Source organism: Acetobacter cibinongensis (assembly GCF_000963925.1).
Classification (GTDB): Bacteria; Pseudomonadota; Alphaproteobacteria; order Acetobacterales; family Acetobacteraceae; genus Acetobacter; species Acetobacter cibinongensis.
This window is the reverse complement of the sequence record NZ_BAMV01000017.1, coordinates 196,055-210,561: the sequence shown is the minus strand read 5'-3', so window position 1 is coordinate 210,561 and position 14,507 is coordinate 196,055. Positions and strand designations below refer to the sequence as shown.

Sequence of the window (14,507 nt, the reverse complement as noted above, 5' to 3'; positions counted from 1 at the left end):
TTACTGTCCTTCTGCAAACTGCTCTTGCCCGACAATACCAAGTTTGGTCACGCCAAGGCGTTGGGCGTCTGCCATAACATGCACCACCGTTTTGTAATCCGCTAGCCGGTTTGGCTGCAGATGAACTTCCGGCTGGTTTTCTACAGGACCAGTAGCGGCTTCGCGCAGACGTGCCTGAAGGTCATCCTCACCAGAAATGGGGGAGCCGTTCCACGTAATGCTGTTATCAAAATCTACAGCAAGGGTGACGACTGGTGTTTCCACCGTAGATGGCGGGGGATTGCCTTGTGGCAGGTCAATGGAAACGGCCTGGGTCTGCAACGGGATAGTGATGATAAGCATGATCAGCAGCACCAGCATGACGTCAATCAACGGTGTGGTGTTGATATCTACAATGCCTTCGTCTTCTGTCGTGCTCTCAGATCCGACATTCATGCCCATGGGCTGTCACTCTCTTATCAAACTTCTGGTTCTGCCATCCGGGCCCAAAATGGCCTGGTAACAGAAGGAGGGGGACAGAGGCCCTGCCCTTGCCCCTAAGGGCAGAAAAGGCAGGGCTTCGTTAGGTGATCAGCCGTCTTTCGGCTTTTCTGTAATAAAGTCGATATGTGCAATACCGGCTTCCTGACAGGCTTCAATCAGCTTACCCACAGATTCATAGCGGGACTTCATGTCACCCCGGATCTGAATTTGCGGCTGGGGCTGCATGACAGCGACCTTTTCCAGACGGCTCATAAGATCAGCACGTCCTTTAATCGGCGTTTCGTCCCAGTATGCCTGTCCGTTCTCCGTCACTGCAAGCACGACATTTCCCATTTTGGTCTGTGTCGGCTGGTTCATATCCTTCGGTAATTTAACTTTTACCGTGTGCGTTGCGACCGGAATTGTGATCAGGAAGATGATCAGCAACACCAGCATGACATCGACGAGGGGGGTCGTATTGATAGCAGATACGACGTCGTCTTCCCCCCCGCTGTCTCCGACAGACATACCCATGATTAGCCTACCCGGTTAGAAACAGTTGATGTGGTCGGGGAGTTATCAGCGCGGACCGTAATGCCAGCTGCACCAGCACCGTGACGGAAACCACCGATCAGGATGGACTGAAGGTCAGCAGCAAAGTCACGCACATGGTCCATGGCAGCTTTGTTACGACGTACCAGCAGGTTGTAACCCAGAACCGCAGGAACAGCCGTTGCCAGACCAATAGCGGTCATGATGAGAGATTCACCAACAGGGCCTGCAACTTTATCGATGGAAGCCTGACCGGCAATACCGATAGCTGTCAGAGCGTGGTAAATACCCCAAACGGTACCGAACAGACCCACGAACGGAGAGGTGGAACCAACCGTACCCAGGAAGGCGAGGCCTTTCTGAAGGCTGTTCTGGATGTTGTTGACAGAGCGCTGGATGGACATGGAGGTCCAGCTGTTCAGGTCGATGGATTCCTGCATCGTCCCTTCATGGTGCTCAGCAGCCACAATACCGGTGTCGGCAATGTAGCGGAAAGGTGAGTTGGCGCTCAGAGAAGCTGCACCTTCCTGAATGGATGTTTTGGTCCAGAAGTTCTTGGTAGCTTCTTTAGCAGCCGTGAACAGACGAGCCTGCTCAATGAACTTCGTGATCATGATGAACCATGTGCCAAGGGACATGATGAGCATGATAACCAGAACGCCACGCGCAATGATGTCACCGTTGGACCACAGAGCGCTCAGACCGTAGGGGTTGGCTTCTTCTTTGGTGTCTTTTGCAGGAGCTTCTGCTGCTGGAGCAGGCGCTGCTGCGTCTGGTGCTGCGGCTGCCGGAGCAGAAGCATCAGGGGTCGGGGCTGCGGGCGCTGCGCTGTCAGCCGGTGCGGCAGGTGCTGCTGCATCAGGTGCCGGAGCAGCCGGAGCTGTGGAATCAGGCGCTGCAGGAGCAGGCGCAGAAGCCGCAGGAGCAGAGGCATCCTGAGCCAGAGCCAGGACCGGTGTCGCCGTGCCCAGCATGACCGCGAGAGCCGGAACCGCGAGACCCGACACTGGAAGACGAGACAGTCTGATCATGAAACGTAAAATCCTTATTCTTGTGCGGCCTGGTGTCAGTACCCTTTAATCTGGCACCAGGCAGTTTCCCCAGTAACTCGGCTAAACGCCGGGATCAGTCGTCCAGTCTGAACCTGATCACATAAACCTTGTGCAGCTCCTTAACGGGAACCCCGTTTTTGGTCGCTGGGCGGTAGCGTGCCTTGTGAACATAGTCGAGAGCAGCCTGAGCGAAGGATTGACCACCCTGTACGCCCTGTACGGAGCAGTTGCTCGTCATACCGGTTGTCTCAACGTCACAGGCTACGGTTACGCGGCCTTCAATGTTCTCTTCTTCCATATCCGGTGGATAGACCGGACGGGCGTTATTAAGCGGCGACGTACCAGCCGTTGTATCCGGCGAGTCAGACGGTGCAGCCTTGGACGCAGGCTCCGTAACCGGTGGTGCCGGTGACGTCACTGTCTGCGGCGGCGAAGGATGCTTAGGCGGCGTCCGCGAAACATGCTTGATCGGCGGGTTTGGCGGCGGCGGCAGCTGAATCTTCGGCGGCGGAATATATGGCGGCGGCGGCACTGCCATGGTCGGCGGTGGCGGCGGCGGTGGTGGCGGCGGTGGCGGTGGTGGCGGTGGTGGCAGAACCCTGGTCTTGATAGGCGGCTTGGGCACCGGAACGCTCGTAGAAGCTCCCATACCAAGTGTCAGACCGACAACTGCTAAAATGTGCAGCAGAATAACAACCAGCAGAGCGACAACACCGACAACAGCTCCTGTCCCGATGACATAATTCATCGGTCTCCGTTGCTGTTGCGCGTGGTCCTTCATATTTCTACATCCTCCTTCTTCCACGCCAGCCATAAAACGCTGGTGTGTGTTCCGCACTCTTCGCCCAATTTGTCGAGTGTGCGGCTACACCCCAACATTTCGTGCCTCAGCACTGGGCAGACTGACAGAGCTGCATATCTGCCATCTTCCTGACGCTAATTGGGCAATTTGGAAGCACATATGTCAAGAATGTTCTTTTTGTAAAATACGTCCTGCCTCGTATAAAGCAAATAGCGTAAAAAACAGGCACCTCGCCTTTTTTGGCAGAAAAACGCCATATTTGATCAAGAAATCTTTACCAGTTTCCTAACCACTGCGCTTTTTTATGACAGCAAGATAATGAAAAAAAATTCTGCCGAACGCACAGGATCGTAAAAGAGTTTCTTCACATCAGCGAAATATAAAAAAAGCGTGCCTCGAAACCGGGGCCCGCTTTTTAACAAAACTGTCTTTTTTCTCTAAAGCTTACTGTGCGTTGGCACTCGCCTCGGAGCGGGTTGCGCCCACACGGGCCGCAAGAGCGGCTGCCATAAAGGCATCCAGGTCACCATCCAGCACAGCATCCGGGTTCCCGGTTTCCACGCTGGTCCGCAGATCTTTGACCATCTGATAGGGTGCCAGCACGTAAGAGCGGATCTGATGCCCCCAGCCAATATCGGTTTTGGCTGCTTCCGTTGCCGCTGCCGCCGCTTCACGCTTCTGCAACTCGGCCTCGTACAAGCGGGCACGCAGCATCTGCATGGCTGTGGCACGGTTACGATGCTGCGAGCGGTCAGTCTGGCACGCCACCACAATCCCTGTCGGGATATGGGTGATACGGATGGCCGAATCGGTTTTGTTCACATGCTGACCACCCGCGCCTGACGCACGGAACGTATCAACTTTCAAATCCGAATCGTTCACCTCGATCTCAATCGAATCATCAATCACGGGATAAACCCAGACCGATGCAAACGAGGTCTGACGGCGTGCTGCGGAGTCAAATGGGGAGATCCGCACAAGCCGGTGCACACCAGCTTCTGTTTTCAGCCACCCGTAGGCATTGGGACCACTGACCAGAATGGTGGCAGACTTCAGACCGGCCTGCTCGCCTTCTGAGCTTTCCATCAGTGTAACCTTGTACCCGTGGGCTTCTGCCCAGCGCGTGTACATGCGCAGCATCATCTGGGCCCAGTCCTGAGCCTCTGTACCGCCTGCACCGGCGTTGACTTCAAGGTAACAGTCATTGCTGTCCGCTTCCCCGGAAAGCAGGCTTTCCGTTTCGCGGCGTTTGGCTTCCTCGGCCAGAGCTTTAAGGGTTTTCACGCCCTCCTGCACCATTTCAGTGTCAGCTTCGGCTTCGGCCATTTCCACAAGGTCGCAGGTGTCCTGCACACTTGTCTCAAGTGCCAGAACGCCGTCAATCTGTCCTGCCAGCAGGGTGCGCTCGCGCATCATTTTCTGGGCGGCTTCGGGGTCGTTCCACAACTCGGGGTCTTCTGCCCGGTTGTTTAGTTCTGCCAGTCTGGCTTCAGCGACATCCCAGTTAAAGATGCCTCCTCAGCAGCGCGACCGACTGCTTGATCTGTTCGTTAAGGGCGTCTGTCTCGGCGGACATGGGGCCTGCTCTCCATCAACTGCTAGACGTATCTGTCTGGTTTAGTGTGGCCTCAATAAAGGCCACCCATGCCAATGTCACCCCCGGAAGGCTGCTGGGCGGGTCTTTGTGCATCTGGTCGCTGGCCATTGCCTGCCCCACTGCCGGGCTGACCACCGCCCCCCGCAGCCATGTCACTTTCCGAATCCGGCATGTTTTCAGCACCCGTATCGGCGGCTGTCAGCTCCTGCGATGCGCCATTGTCAGCCAGACTGACGCTCACACCCGGAATCTGGTCCGGTTTAAAGCCATCAATCCCCACACCACGTCCGGTATCATACCGCACAAGGGTAATGCCCTCCGGCACAGGGAAGTCGAGCTTGGGTTGGCCTTCAAAAGCCGTCCGCATCACTTTGTTCCAGATTGGGCCAGCAATCACGCCACCTGTCTCATTTTTACCCAGAGACTGTGGCGTATCAAACCCGACCCACACAACGGTCACAAGGTCTGGGGAGTAGCCCGCAAACCAGGCGTCATTGAAGTTCTGGCTTGTGCCGGTTTTCCCGGCAACTGGCCTATCAATACCTTTCCCGGCAGAAAAACCGGTACCGTGGCGGATAACGTCCTGCAACATGGCGGTAATCTGGAAGGCACTCTGCTCTGATGCCACGCGCGGCCGGTTATCCTGAAGATAGGGCAGATCATCCATGCCCAAGACCGGAGCGGCTGCCGTTACCGGCTTAGGAGACGCTGCGGGCTGTGCCTCAGGCTGCCCACCGGGAAAGACTGCATCCGGCTGGTCTTGCTGGGATGCCGTATTTTTACCGTCTGCCGCCGCGGCTTCAGCCTGAGCTGCTGTGGTCAACGCAACGCTGTCCGGACGCCAGATCACCTTGCCCTGCCGGTCCTGTACATCATCGATCAGGGTAGGCGTAACCTTTCGCCCCCCGGCTGCCAGCGTGGCATAAGCTGCCGCTTCCTTCATGACAGTTGTTTCCACAGCCCCCAGAGCCGCTGGCAGGACATGAGGCATGGAGTCAACCAGACCAATCTGCGTTGCCAGATCAGCCACGGTCTTGATGCCGATATGCGCCGCAAGACGAATGGTCACAAGGTTACGGGACTCCCGCAACGCATCATGCAGGGAGGTCGGCCCCCAGAAGTCTTTCTCATAGTTATTAGGGTGCCACGTCCCGTAAGAAACCGGCGAGTCGTCAAACATCTGGGAAGGAGAAATGCCTTGCTCCATTGCCTCCAGATACACAAACGGCTTGAACGAAGACCCCGGCTGACGGAGTGCCTGCGTAGCACGGTCAAACTGTGACATCTGGAAAGACCAGCCGCCAACAAGCGCCAGAACACGCCCTGTATGGGCATTAAGTGTAACAACCGCCCCTTCCACATGGGGTATCTGCATCAGGGCAACGCTTTCCGCTTTGGCCTGAGGCTGGATCATGACCAGATCCCCTGCTTTGAGCGGATGAGTCCGGCGCGCCCACCCAAGGTCGCGGTCAAGAATCTGTCCGCTCTGCGGCACACCGCCCTGTGCTGCGCCATTACGCCGCACAATAGCGCCTTCAAGCCAGCCAACACGCCCCTTTGCGGGGTCAAGCACCACAGCCAGACGCCACTGGTCCACCATGCCGGGTGGAGCAAGCTCAGCCTGAAGTGCTGCAACCCAACCGTCCTGCGCCGTTTCTGCCGTAACGCCAGCAACATGCTTGATGGCTCCACGCCAGCCGCCATGCACACGGTCATACGCCAGAAGGCCTTGCCGCAACGTGTTCTGCACGGTCAACTGAAGGTCCGGGTCCAGGCTGGTATGAACATCCAGCCCACCCTGCATGGTGACGTCCTGACCATATTTTTCAATGAGCTGACGGCGGACTTCTTCTGCAAACCACTCGGAACCAGGGGCTGGGCCGGGGCGCACGAAGGCACGCGGGATGAGTGGCTCGGCTTCAGCAGCGCGGGCGGCATCATGCGTAATGGCACCAATTTCTGCCATACGCTCCAGCACCCAGTTACGCCGCCCCCGTGCCGCATCCGGAAAACGGGTAGGATTGTAGTTGGTGGGAGACTTGGGGAGGGCACCCAGAAATGCAGCCTCGGCATCATCAAGTTGATCGAGCGGCTTGTTAAAATAGGTCTGTGCGGCGGCCCCAATGCCGTAAGCCCCGCTGCCCATGTAAATTTCGTTCAGATAGATCTCAAGAATCTTCTCTTTGGCCAGTACCTGCTCAATCCGCATGGCCAGAAAGGCTTCCTTGGCCTTTCTTTTCATGGAGACAGCATTGCTGCCCAGCAGCATGACACGCGCGACCTGCTGCGTAATGGTGGAAGCCCCAATAGGCCTCCGCCCCTTGCCCCGCGTCAGATCAGTCAGGCCCGCACGGATAATAGCCAGCGGGTCCACCCCCTTGTGGGTCCAGAATTTCTGGTCTTCAGCGGCAATAAAGGCGTTTTTTACCCGGTCCGGGATGGCGCTGTACGGCACAAAAACCCGGCGTTCATCCGCCAGTTCTGCAATCACCTTGTCGTCCGCTGCGTACAAGCGGCTCATCACCGGCGGTTGGTAGGACTGTAACCCTTCTACGGTGGGTAGGTCTGCAACTATGCCTTCATATTGGTGCCAGACTACCAGCCCGGCCCCGGCACTTCCAACAAGTGCCACAGCAGCAACACCACCCAACAGCCCACGCCAGCGGCGGAAACGCGGTGTACGCACACGCTTATCCTGCCCGGAAGACGAACCAGAATCACCAGAAGACGAATTTTGTGTCATGCCGGCCCTTTACCACTCCCATGCTCTGCCGTCTTCCTTCTCATGCGGTATCATGACCGCATGATGGCAGAAATTGTACTTAACTCAGCATTTCGCCCAATAAACGGGCTGTATAGTCCACAACCGGGATAATCCGGCCATAATTGATACGCTTTGGCCCTATAACGCCTATAGCGCCAACAATCCGGTTGGTCTCGTTCCGGGCGGGGGCGACCACCATGGACATACCGGAAGACCCGAAAAGCCCACTTTCCGCCCCTATAAAAATACGCACACCCTCCGAGCTTTCTGCCAACTCCAGCAAACGCAGCATGGTCTCCTGCGTTTCCAGCCGGTCAAAAAGGGTCTGAATGGCTTGCAGGCGTTCCTGCCCGTCCACATCCGCCAGAAGCTTACCTTGACCCCTGACAATAAGCGTTCCGCCACGCTCATCTCCCCCGCCACCCCACACGGCCAGTCCGCTCTCCACCACATCTGCTGTCAACTGGTCCAGCATGGTCTGGTTTTCGGCAATTTCTGCCCCTACGCGCTTACGCAGGTCAGGCAAGGTACTGCCGAGAACACGGGTGTTCAGGTAGTTTGCGGCCTCCACAAGGGCTGAAGGCGGCATGCCAACCGGTGTTTCCATCACACGGTTTTCCACACGCCCATCCGTGCCGACCAGCACAACAAGGGCACGGTTACCAGCCAGGGCCACAAATTCAATATGCTTGATACCGCCTTCCCCCTTGGGGGCGACAACAAGGCCAGCAGCATCCGACATACCAGACAGAAGGGAGGATGCCTCCGTTAAAGTGTCCTGAAGGGAGCGGCCCCGCGCTTCCAAAGAGCGCCCAATTCCCGCCTGCTCTTCTTCAGACAGACCACCAAACTGCAAAAGCCCATCTACAAACAGGCGCAACCCGGCCTCGGTTGGGAGCCGCCCTGCGGATGTGTGAGGGGAGAACAGCAGCCCGGCCTCGGTAAGGGACGCCATGACATTCCGAATAGTGGCCGGAGAAAGGGGCATCCCCAACCTGCGGGAAAGCGTGCGGGAGCCCACCGGCTCCCCACTGGCCACATATTCCTCCACCACTTCCCGCAAAATGGTTGCAGAACGTGCGTCCAGCCCCGGCGGTAGGGCTGATTTTACAGGCAGCAGACCGCGCTTCATGGGTAACAGGCCTCCCTTTTACACCTGCATGCGTCAAGCCGCATTACGTAGCACCAGCCTTCTTTCTGCGCAGCCGGAACGTATCTGACAAGACAGGATAATGTTTCACTCAAGCGCAAACCGCTTTATGTGCAGGTAAACCGTTGCCCCAAGGAGATTTCTCTCATGCGTCCATCAGGCCGCCTTGCTAACCAAATGCGCACCATTTCCATTGAAACCGGCTTTGCCCACCACGCTGAAGGCTCTGCCCTTATTCGCGTTGGCAACACGGAAGTGCTCTGCACCGCCAGCGTTGAAAACCGCGTTCCCCCTTTCCTGCGTGGCAAAGGCACGGGGTGGGTTACGGCTGAATACGGCATGCTGCCCCGCGCCACCCATACCCGTGGCAACCGTGAAGCTGCCAAGGGCAAGCAATCTGGCCGCACGCAGGAAATTCAGCGCCTTATTGGCCGTTCCCTGCGCTCCGTTGTGGACCTGCCCGCGCTAGGTGAAATGAGCATTACGCTGGACTGTGACGTGCTGAACGCAGATGGCGGCACCCGCTGCGCCTCCATTACCGGCGCATGGGTGGCACTCCGTCTGGCACTGGGTAAGCTGGTAGCCACCAATGTTCTGCGCCAGTTGCCTTTACGGGGGCAGGTTGCCGCTGTGTCCTGCGGTTTGACCGCCGCCGGGCCTGTGCTGGATCTGGATTATGTTGAAGACAGCTCCGCTGCGGCCGATACAAACTTCGTGCTGACCGCTGACCGCCGCATTGTGGAAATTCAGGGTACTGCCGAAGAATCTCCTTTTACGGAAGACTCCTTTAACGAGCTGTTCGCTCTGGCGCGCCAAGGGGTTTCCGTTCTGTTTGAAGCACAGACAGAAGCCGTTAATCGTGCTGAAAACCGCTAAGGCATGAGCACCCTTCCTCTGAAAGCTGGCACCAAACTGGTGCTGGCCAGCCATAACAAAGGCAAGCTGGCAGAGTTTTCCACTCTGCTGGCAGACTTTGGCATTACCGTTCTCTCGGCTGGGGACCTGGACCTGCCAGAACCCGAGGAGACCGAGACCACTTTTGCTGGCAATGCCGCCCTGAAAGCTTTGGCCGCCGCCAAGGCAACAGGCCTGCCCGCTCTGGCGGATGATTCCGGATTGTGCGTTTCTGCCCTTGGTGGCGCACCCGGCATCTACTCTGCCCGCTGGGCGGGGCCGGACAAGGATTTTCCGGCAGCCATGACCCGCATACAGGAAGGCATTGGTCAGGATGAACGGGATGCGTGGTTTACCTGCGTTCTGTGTCTGGCGTTCCCGGACGGCACATCCTACAGCTTTGCCGGGCGGGTAGATGGGCAGATTACGTGGCCCCCACGCGGGGACAAAGGGCATGGTTATGACCCTATTTTTACCCCAGAGGGTGAAAAACGTACCTTTGCGGAAATGGACGAGGCAGAAAAAAATGCCATCAGCCACCGTGCCCGCGCCTTTGCCCTGTTTCAGAAAGAGTGTCTGGCCTGAAGCCTTGGCAAAGCTTTTTTTCGTCTGATAGGCTTGTACAGCCGGGGCCTTATGCTCTGGCTGTATTTTTATAAAGTCTGTCAGGATCACTCCCCATGAGCACACCCCAATCCGCTTACCGCACTGTGGATGCTGAGGGTGTTCGGGCTTATGTAGCCAAACTCCCCCATCTTGCAGCCCGTCTTGGCGGGAACCCCGCTGACTGGACCATACGCGAAGTCAGTGATGGCAACCTGAATATGGTTTTTCTGGCACACGGGCCAAACGGAGGGCTTTGTCTGAAACAGGCTCTCCCCCATGTGCGGGTAGATCCTTCCTGGAAAATGCCGCTTGACCGCACATTTTTTGAAGCCTCCTACCTGCGGGAAGTATTTAATTATGTGCCTGACCTGACAACAGAGTGCCTGCATTTTGACCCTGAGCAATTTATTTTAATCGTCGAAAGCCTTGCGGGTTACACAGTGCTCCGCACAGCCCTGATGAACGGAACAGCCCCTGAGCAAAGCGCTGCACATGTCGGGCTTTTTGTAGCCCGCAGCACTTTCCATACCTCGTTATTTGCATATTCTTTTGAAAAAATAATGGACCAGCGCATTCTTTTTGCGCGCAATCAGACACTGACCCGGATAACAGTAGATCTCGTTCTGACAGACCCTTACATCCCCCACCCACGCAACCATTGGGCGGAGACGGAACTGACAGCTATTGTAGCGGACATACGCTCAAACCAGACTATGAAAACACGTGTTGATGAGTTGCGTTTGAAATTTCTCTCAAACCCTCAAGCTCTTTTACATGGAGACCTGCATACAGGCTCTGTGATGGCCACCCAGTCTGATACGCGCGTTATTGATGGCGAGTTTGCAACCTATGGGCCTATCGGGTTTGATATAGGGCTCTTTATGGCCAACCTGTTTCTGAGCCTCGCCGCGCAAGAGACTATTGAAAAAACATCTCTTCAGATAAGAATGATTGAAAAATTCTGGATTTCCTTCGAGTCAGAGTTTTTAAAACTCTGGATGACCACCTCCAAAAACCCTGACCCATCCACACATTATTATGAGGAAGACTCTTCTTCTAAAAACTCATCTGCAAACAAAAAGAAGTTCATACAGACTATTTTTCAGGATGCTTTAGGCTATTGCGCCACAGAAATTATACGCCGCATTATTGGCTACGCGCATGTTGCAGATTTTTCGGCCTTGAAAGATCATAATAAAATTGCAGATCGTAAAAAAACGGTGCTTCTGTTCGCAAAAAATCTTTTAATACACAGAAACAGTGCGAAAAGTTTGGAGGATGTTTTTGAAATATTTTTCCAAAACATCATACCTTTCAAAGAAAATAATTTATGATTTTTAGTGTTGCATTCACACTCTGTTAGAAAGTTATCCTTTCTTATCCCTTATCCTTGTTCTGCATTATAGGCGGCAACGCCCTCAATGGGGAACCTGATAAGGTGATACGGTGGGCGGCGTTTATCCTGCCCACCATTAAAGCTTGCAAGCCTGTTCCATTGCCCAAGGGTACAATAAACATGCGTGGCTGTGCAAAAAATGCCATCAGGTGACAAAATACGCGGGTCATGCACCATCAAATCAAACGTACCATCCACATTCCGGCGTAAAATACAGTCATGCTCAAAATTGGTTGTGTAGATACGTCCTTTTGAATCTGTTGCCAGACCGTCTGCTGTGCCTTTTTCACCCTCATCCCGCACGGCTGCGCCTAAATCAGCCTCTGTCACGGTCGGGTTTGCCAATAAAGCCGTCGGCAGGCTGTACAGTTTGCGGCTTGTCAAAGGGGCATAATAAAGTCGGTCACTCTCCGGGCTCAGGGTTATGCCGTCTGCACCTCCCACTACAAAACGCGGTTTCTGGTCTGGGTTATACACAAGCGGCACCCCTTCCACGACGGCCATAAACCCGGCCTCTGCCTGTGTTGAAGGATGATGCGCCAGCACCCGCCGCTGTTGGCCAGACGCAACATCCACGACCACCAAGGCCGGGCTATGCCCAAAAGAGCTATCTGTTACAAACACGGTGCCCTGACTGCCATGCGTCAGATCCACGCGCAGGTCATTCATGTGGCTATCCGGCAAAAGGGCTGGGCTTTTGAGAATGATCTTATGCAGCAGCCGGCCTGAACCTGTATCAAAGCACATTATTTTGGCCGCACCGGGAGACAAGGGTTGTCCGGCCAGCTTACCGTCATCAATAGCCCATAAACGCCCCTGACTATCCAGGGTCATACCATGCACTGACATCAACCTGTCGGCAGGCTCTGCTCCAGAAGGCAGACTGAGCGCCACACTTGGCCAAGGCACGACACGCCCCTGCACAAGCTCACCCAGTGTTGCCCCTTTATGGTTAACCGCATGGCGGGGGAACCCCACAAAAATCCGCCCGCTCTCCGTCACCACAACGCCTGAAGGGCCCGGACCGTAAAAATCCGCCACAATTTCAAAGGCCCCGGCGGGCTCGTACCCCTGGTCTCCATTTGGCCCTGTTGTCAGCATGCCACCCGCTGCCCGTGCATGTGGGCTCAGACACGCAGCCGCACTGCCCGCGCAAAGCCCGGCCAGAAGCGTTATACGGCGGCTTAGCCCGTCTCTTACCCTTTGATGCGTGTTTGCACCCCCCATAGCGGAAGAGGAGGGCATGGAGTTTCCTGTAAGAAATTTACGGGGCATGAGGTCCGAACTTTCAGTGGCGGCAGAAGATGCCCCAATCAGGGGTATGCAAGCATGGTTTCACCTCTTCCCGCCTAAAACAACCCTGCCTACCCCACTCCCCCATCACGTTTTCTACGAGCAGACACAAAAAAAGCGGCACCCTTGCGGGTGCCGCTTTCTTCAAGAAACGATCTCTCACACTCTGTAACGCGAGGAGTAGTCCCCGCGCCAGAGCCTGACAGGCTTCGTCTCTTAGGCGTCTGTGTTACGACGACGGATCGCCGCACCCAGAATATCACCGAGAGACGCACCGCTGTCGGATGAGCCGTATTCGTTGATAGCCTGTTTGTCTTCTTCCACTTCGCGGCCTTTGATGGTCAGGGCCAGCTTGCGGGCTGCACGGTCAACGGAGACAACTTTCGCGTCAACGCGTTCACCAATTGCAAAGCGTTCCGGACGCTGTTCTGCTTTGTCACGAGCCAGTTCAGCGCGACGGATGAAGCCGGTCAGAACGTCGTCAACCTTCACTTCAATGCCATTGGTCTGAACAGCGGTCACTGTGCAGGTTACGATAGCGCCTTTCTGAACACTGGTCAGAACGTCAGCTGCCGGATCTTCCTGAAGCTGTTTGATGCCCAGAGAGATACGTTCTTTTTCCACGTCCACGTCCAGAACCTTGGCTTTTACAACCTGGCCCTTTTCGTAGTTCTTCATGGCTTCTTCGCCAGCTTCGTCCCAAGACAGGTCGGACATGTGAACCATGCCGTCGATGTCTGCAGACAGACCCACAAACAGACCGAATTCGGTAATGTTGCGGATTTCGCCTTCTACGGTGGAGCCAACTTTGTGCTCTTCCGCAAACTGTTCCCAAGGATTGCGCTGAACCTGCTTCAGACCCAGGGAGATACGGCGTTTTGCGCTGTCTACATCCAGAACCATCACGTCAACTTCCTGAGAAGTTGCAACGATTTTGCCCGGATGGACGTTTTTCTTCGTCCAGGACATTTCAGAAACGTGTACCAGACCTTCAACACCCGGTTCCAGCTCAACGAATGCACCGTAATCGGTGATGTTCGTCACGCGGCCGGTGTAACGTGCACCTGGTGGATATTTCAGAGCAACATTTTCCCATGGATCAGCTTCAAGCTGCTTCATGCCAAGGGAGATACGCTGCGTATCGGAGTTGAAGCGGATAACCTGCACGCGAACCGGCTGGCCGATCTGCAGAGCTTCGGATGGGTGGTTGATACGCTTCCATGCGATGTCGGTCACATGCAGCAGGCCATCAACGCCGCCGAGGTCAACGAACGCACCGTAGTCGGTGATGTTCTTCACAACGCCGTCCAGGATCATGCCTTCGGTCAGGCCCTGGATTAGTTCGCTGCGCTGTTCTGCACGGGTTTCTTCCAACACTGCACGACGGGAGACAACAATGTTGCCACGTGCACGATCCATTTTCAGGATCTGGAAAGGCTGGGGAACACCCATCAGCGGGCTGACGTCACGCACAGGGCGGATATCAACCTGGCTGCCAGGCAGGAACGCCATGGCGCCACCCAGATCAACCGTGAAGCCACCTTTAACGCGACCGTAAATGGTGCCGTTCACGCGCTGGTTTGCTTCGAAAGCTTTTTCCAGGTTGGTCCAGGCTTCTTCACGGCGTGCTTTTTCGCGGGACAGAACAATGCTGCCGTCACGGTCTTCGTAACGCTCAACATACAGTTCGATCACGTCGCCCGGCTTGATGTCCGGCGTTACACCCGGAGGTGCAAATTCACGCAGGGAAACGCGACCTTCGCTCTTCAGGCCAACGTCAACGATAGCGAATTCGTCGGTCAGGCGAACGATGCGTCCACGCACAACAGACCCGTCAAAACCGGTATCGCGGCCGAGGGTCTCGTCGAGAAGGGTAGCAAAATCTTCACCACGGAAGTGGTCCGTGGTCGGGGTTGCGGCTGAAGCCATGTGTAACTGT

The 14,507-nt window shown here is 55.7% G+C and carries 12 protein-coding genes; 3 read left to right on the top strand and 9 right to left on the bottom strand.

All coding sequences use genetic code 11. From position 1 onward, the window contains the following. The 7 genes from Abci_RS10195 to hrcA form a co-directional block, all read right to left on the bottom strand. The gene (locus Abci_RS10195; RefSeq protein ID WP_048839027.1) at positions 1-441 is read right to left on the bottom strand and encodes an ExbD/TolR family protein; all 441 of its coding nucleotides are present in this window, start codon (positions 439-441) and stop codon (positions 1-3) included. Between the two features lie 129 nt (positions 442-570). Then, positions 571-996: an ExbD/TolR family protein gene (locus tag Abci_RS10190; RefSeq protein ID WP_048839026.1), complete on the bottom strand. Its 426-nt coding sequence runs from the start codon at positions 994-996 to the stop codon at positions 571-573. A gap of 2 nt (positions 997-998) precedes the next feature. Next, on the bottom strand, positions 999-2,045 hold the full coding sequence (locus Abci_RS10185) for a MotA/TolQ/ExbB proton channel family protein (RefSeq protein ID WP_084597617.1): 1,047 nt from the start codon (positions 2,043-2,045) through the stop codon (positions 999-1,001). Between the two features lie 94 nt (positions 2,046-2,139). After that, the gene (locus tag Abci_RS10180) at positions 2,140-2,847 is read right to left on the bottom strand and encodes an energy transducer TonB (protein WP_244877644.1); all 708 of its coding nucleotides are present in this window, start codon (positions 2,845-2,847) and stop codon (positions 2,140-2,142) included. 465 nt (positions 2,848-3,312) lie between these two features. Then, positions 3,313-4,444, bottom strand: a protein-coding gene (gene prfB / locus Abci_RS10175) for a peptide chain release factor 2 (protein ID WP_108912400.1) whose coding sequence is annotated in 2 segments (ribosomal slippage) — positions 3,313-4,374 and positions 4,376-4,444 — 1,131 coding nt in all. Because the reading frame shifts where the segments join, the coding sequence is not laid out codon by codon here. Between the two features lie 52 nt (positions 4,445-4,496). Further along, positions 4,497-7,208, bottom strand: coding sequence for a penicillin-binding protein 1A (locus Abci_RS10170; protein WP_048839024.1), 2,712 nt, complete (start codon positions 7,206-7,208; stop codon positions 4,497-4,499). A gap of 79 nt (positions 7,209-7,287) precedes the next feature. Beyond that, entirely contained in the window at positions 7,288-8,361 is a 1,074-nt protein-coding gene (gene hrcA / locus Abci_RS10165) for a heat-inducible transcriptional repressor HrcA (RefSeq protein WP_048839023.1), read from the bottom strand. Between the two features lie 165 nt (positions 8,362-8,526). Here hrcA and rph point away from each other — a divergent pair, with 165 nt between their 5' ends. From rph to mtnK, 3 genes are all read left to right on the top strand, one after another. Further along, on the top strand, positions 8,527-9,255 hold the full coding sequence (gene rph / locus Abci_RS10160; protein ID WP_048839162.1) for a ribonuclease PH: 729 nt from the start codon (positions 8,527-8,529) through the stop codon (positions 9,253-9,255). 3 nt (positions 9,256-9,258) lie between these two features. Next, complete coding sequence (gene rdgB / locus Abci_RS10155) at positions 9,259-9,858, top strand: RdgB/HAM1 family non-canonical purine NTP pyrophosphatase (protein WP_048839022.1); 600 nt, start codon at positions 9,259-9,261, stop codon at positions 9,856-9,858. Between the two features lie 95 nt (positions 9,859-9,953). Further along, positions 9,954-11,213 carry an S-methyl-5-thioribose kinase gene (mtnK, locus tag Abci_RS10150; protein ID WP_048839021.1) on the top strand — a complete coding sequence of 420 codons (1,260 nt, stop codon included), beginning with the start codon at positions 9,954-9,956 and terminating at the stop codon, positions 11,211-11,213. A gap of 50 nt (positions 11,214-11,263) precedes the next feature. On the opposite strand, the gene Abci_RS10145 is transcribed toward mtnK, so the two are convergent. Together Abci_RS10145 and rpsA are read right to left on the bottom strand one after the other, a co-directional pair. Beyond that, the gene (locus Abci_RS10145) at positions 11,264-12,502 is read right to left on the bottom strand and encodes an L-dopachrome tautomerase-related protein (RefSeq protein WP_048839161.1); all 1,239 of its coding nucleotides are present in this window, start codon (positions 12,500-12,502) and stop codon (positions 11,264-11,266) included. Positions 12,503-12,784: 282 nt separating this feature from the next. Further along, positions 12,785-14,497, bottom strand: a complete 1,713-nt coding sequence (gene rpsA, locus Abci_RS10140) for a 30S ribosomal protein S1 (RefSeq protein ID WP_048839020.1) — start codon at positions 14,495-14,497, stop codon at positions 12,785-12,787. Positions 14,498-14,507 lie beyond the last annotated feature (10 nt).

Coding starts and splice junctions, on each gene's coding strand:
- mtnK (WP_048839021.1), top strand. CDS start 9,954: ATGAGCACACCCCAATCCGCTTACCGCACTGTGGATGCTGAGGGTGTT.
- Abci_RS10180 (WP_244877644.1), bottom strand. CDS start 2,847: ATGAAGGACCACGCGCAACAGCAACGGAGACCGATGAATTATGTCATC.
- rpsA (WP_048839020.1), bottom strand. CDS start 14,497: ATGGCTTCAGCCGCAACCCCGACCACGGACCACTTCCGTGGTGAAGAT.
- Abci_RS10185 (WP_084597617.1), bottom strand. CDS start 2,045: ATGATCAGACTGTCTCGTCTTCCAGTGTCGGGTCTCGCGGTTCCGGCT.
- Abci_RS10145 (WP_048839161.1), bottom strand. CDS start 12,502: ATGGGGGGTGCAAACACGCATCAAAGGGTAAGAGACGGGCTAAGCCGC.
- hrcA (WP_048839023.1), bottom strand. CDS start 8,361: ATGAAGCGCGGTCTGCTGCCTGTAAAATCAGCCCTACCGCCGGGGCTG.
- rdgB (WP_048839022.1), top strand. CDS start 9,259: ATGAGCACCCTTCCTCTGAAAGCTGGCACCAAACTGGTGCTGGCCAGC.
- Abci_RS10170 (WP_048839024.1), bottom strand. CDS start 7,208: ATGACACAAAATTCGTCTTCTGGTGATTCTGGTTCGTCTTCCGGGCAG.
- Abci_RS10190 (WP_048839026.1), bottom strand. CDS start 996: ATGGGTATGTCTGTCGGAGACAGCGGGGGGGAAGACGACGTCGTATCT.
- rph (WP_048839162.1), top strand. CDS start 8,527: ATGCGTCCATCAGGCCGCCTTGCTAACCAAATGCGCACCATTTCCATT.
- Abci_RS10195 (WP_048839027.1), bottom strand. CDS start 441: ATGGGCATGAATGTCGGATCTGAGAGCACGACAGAAGACGAAGGCATT.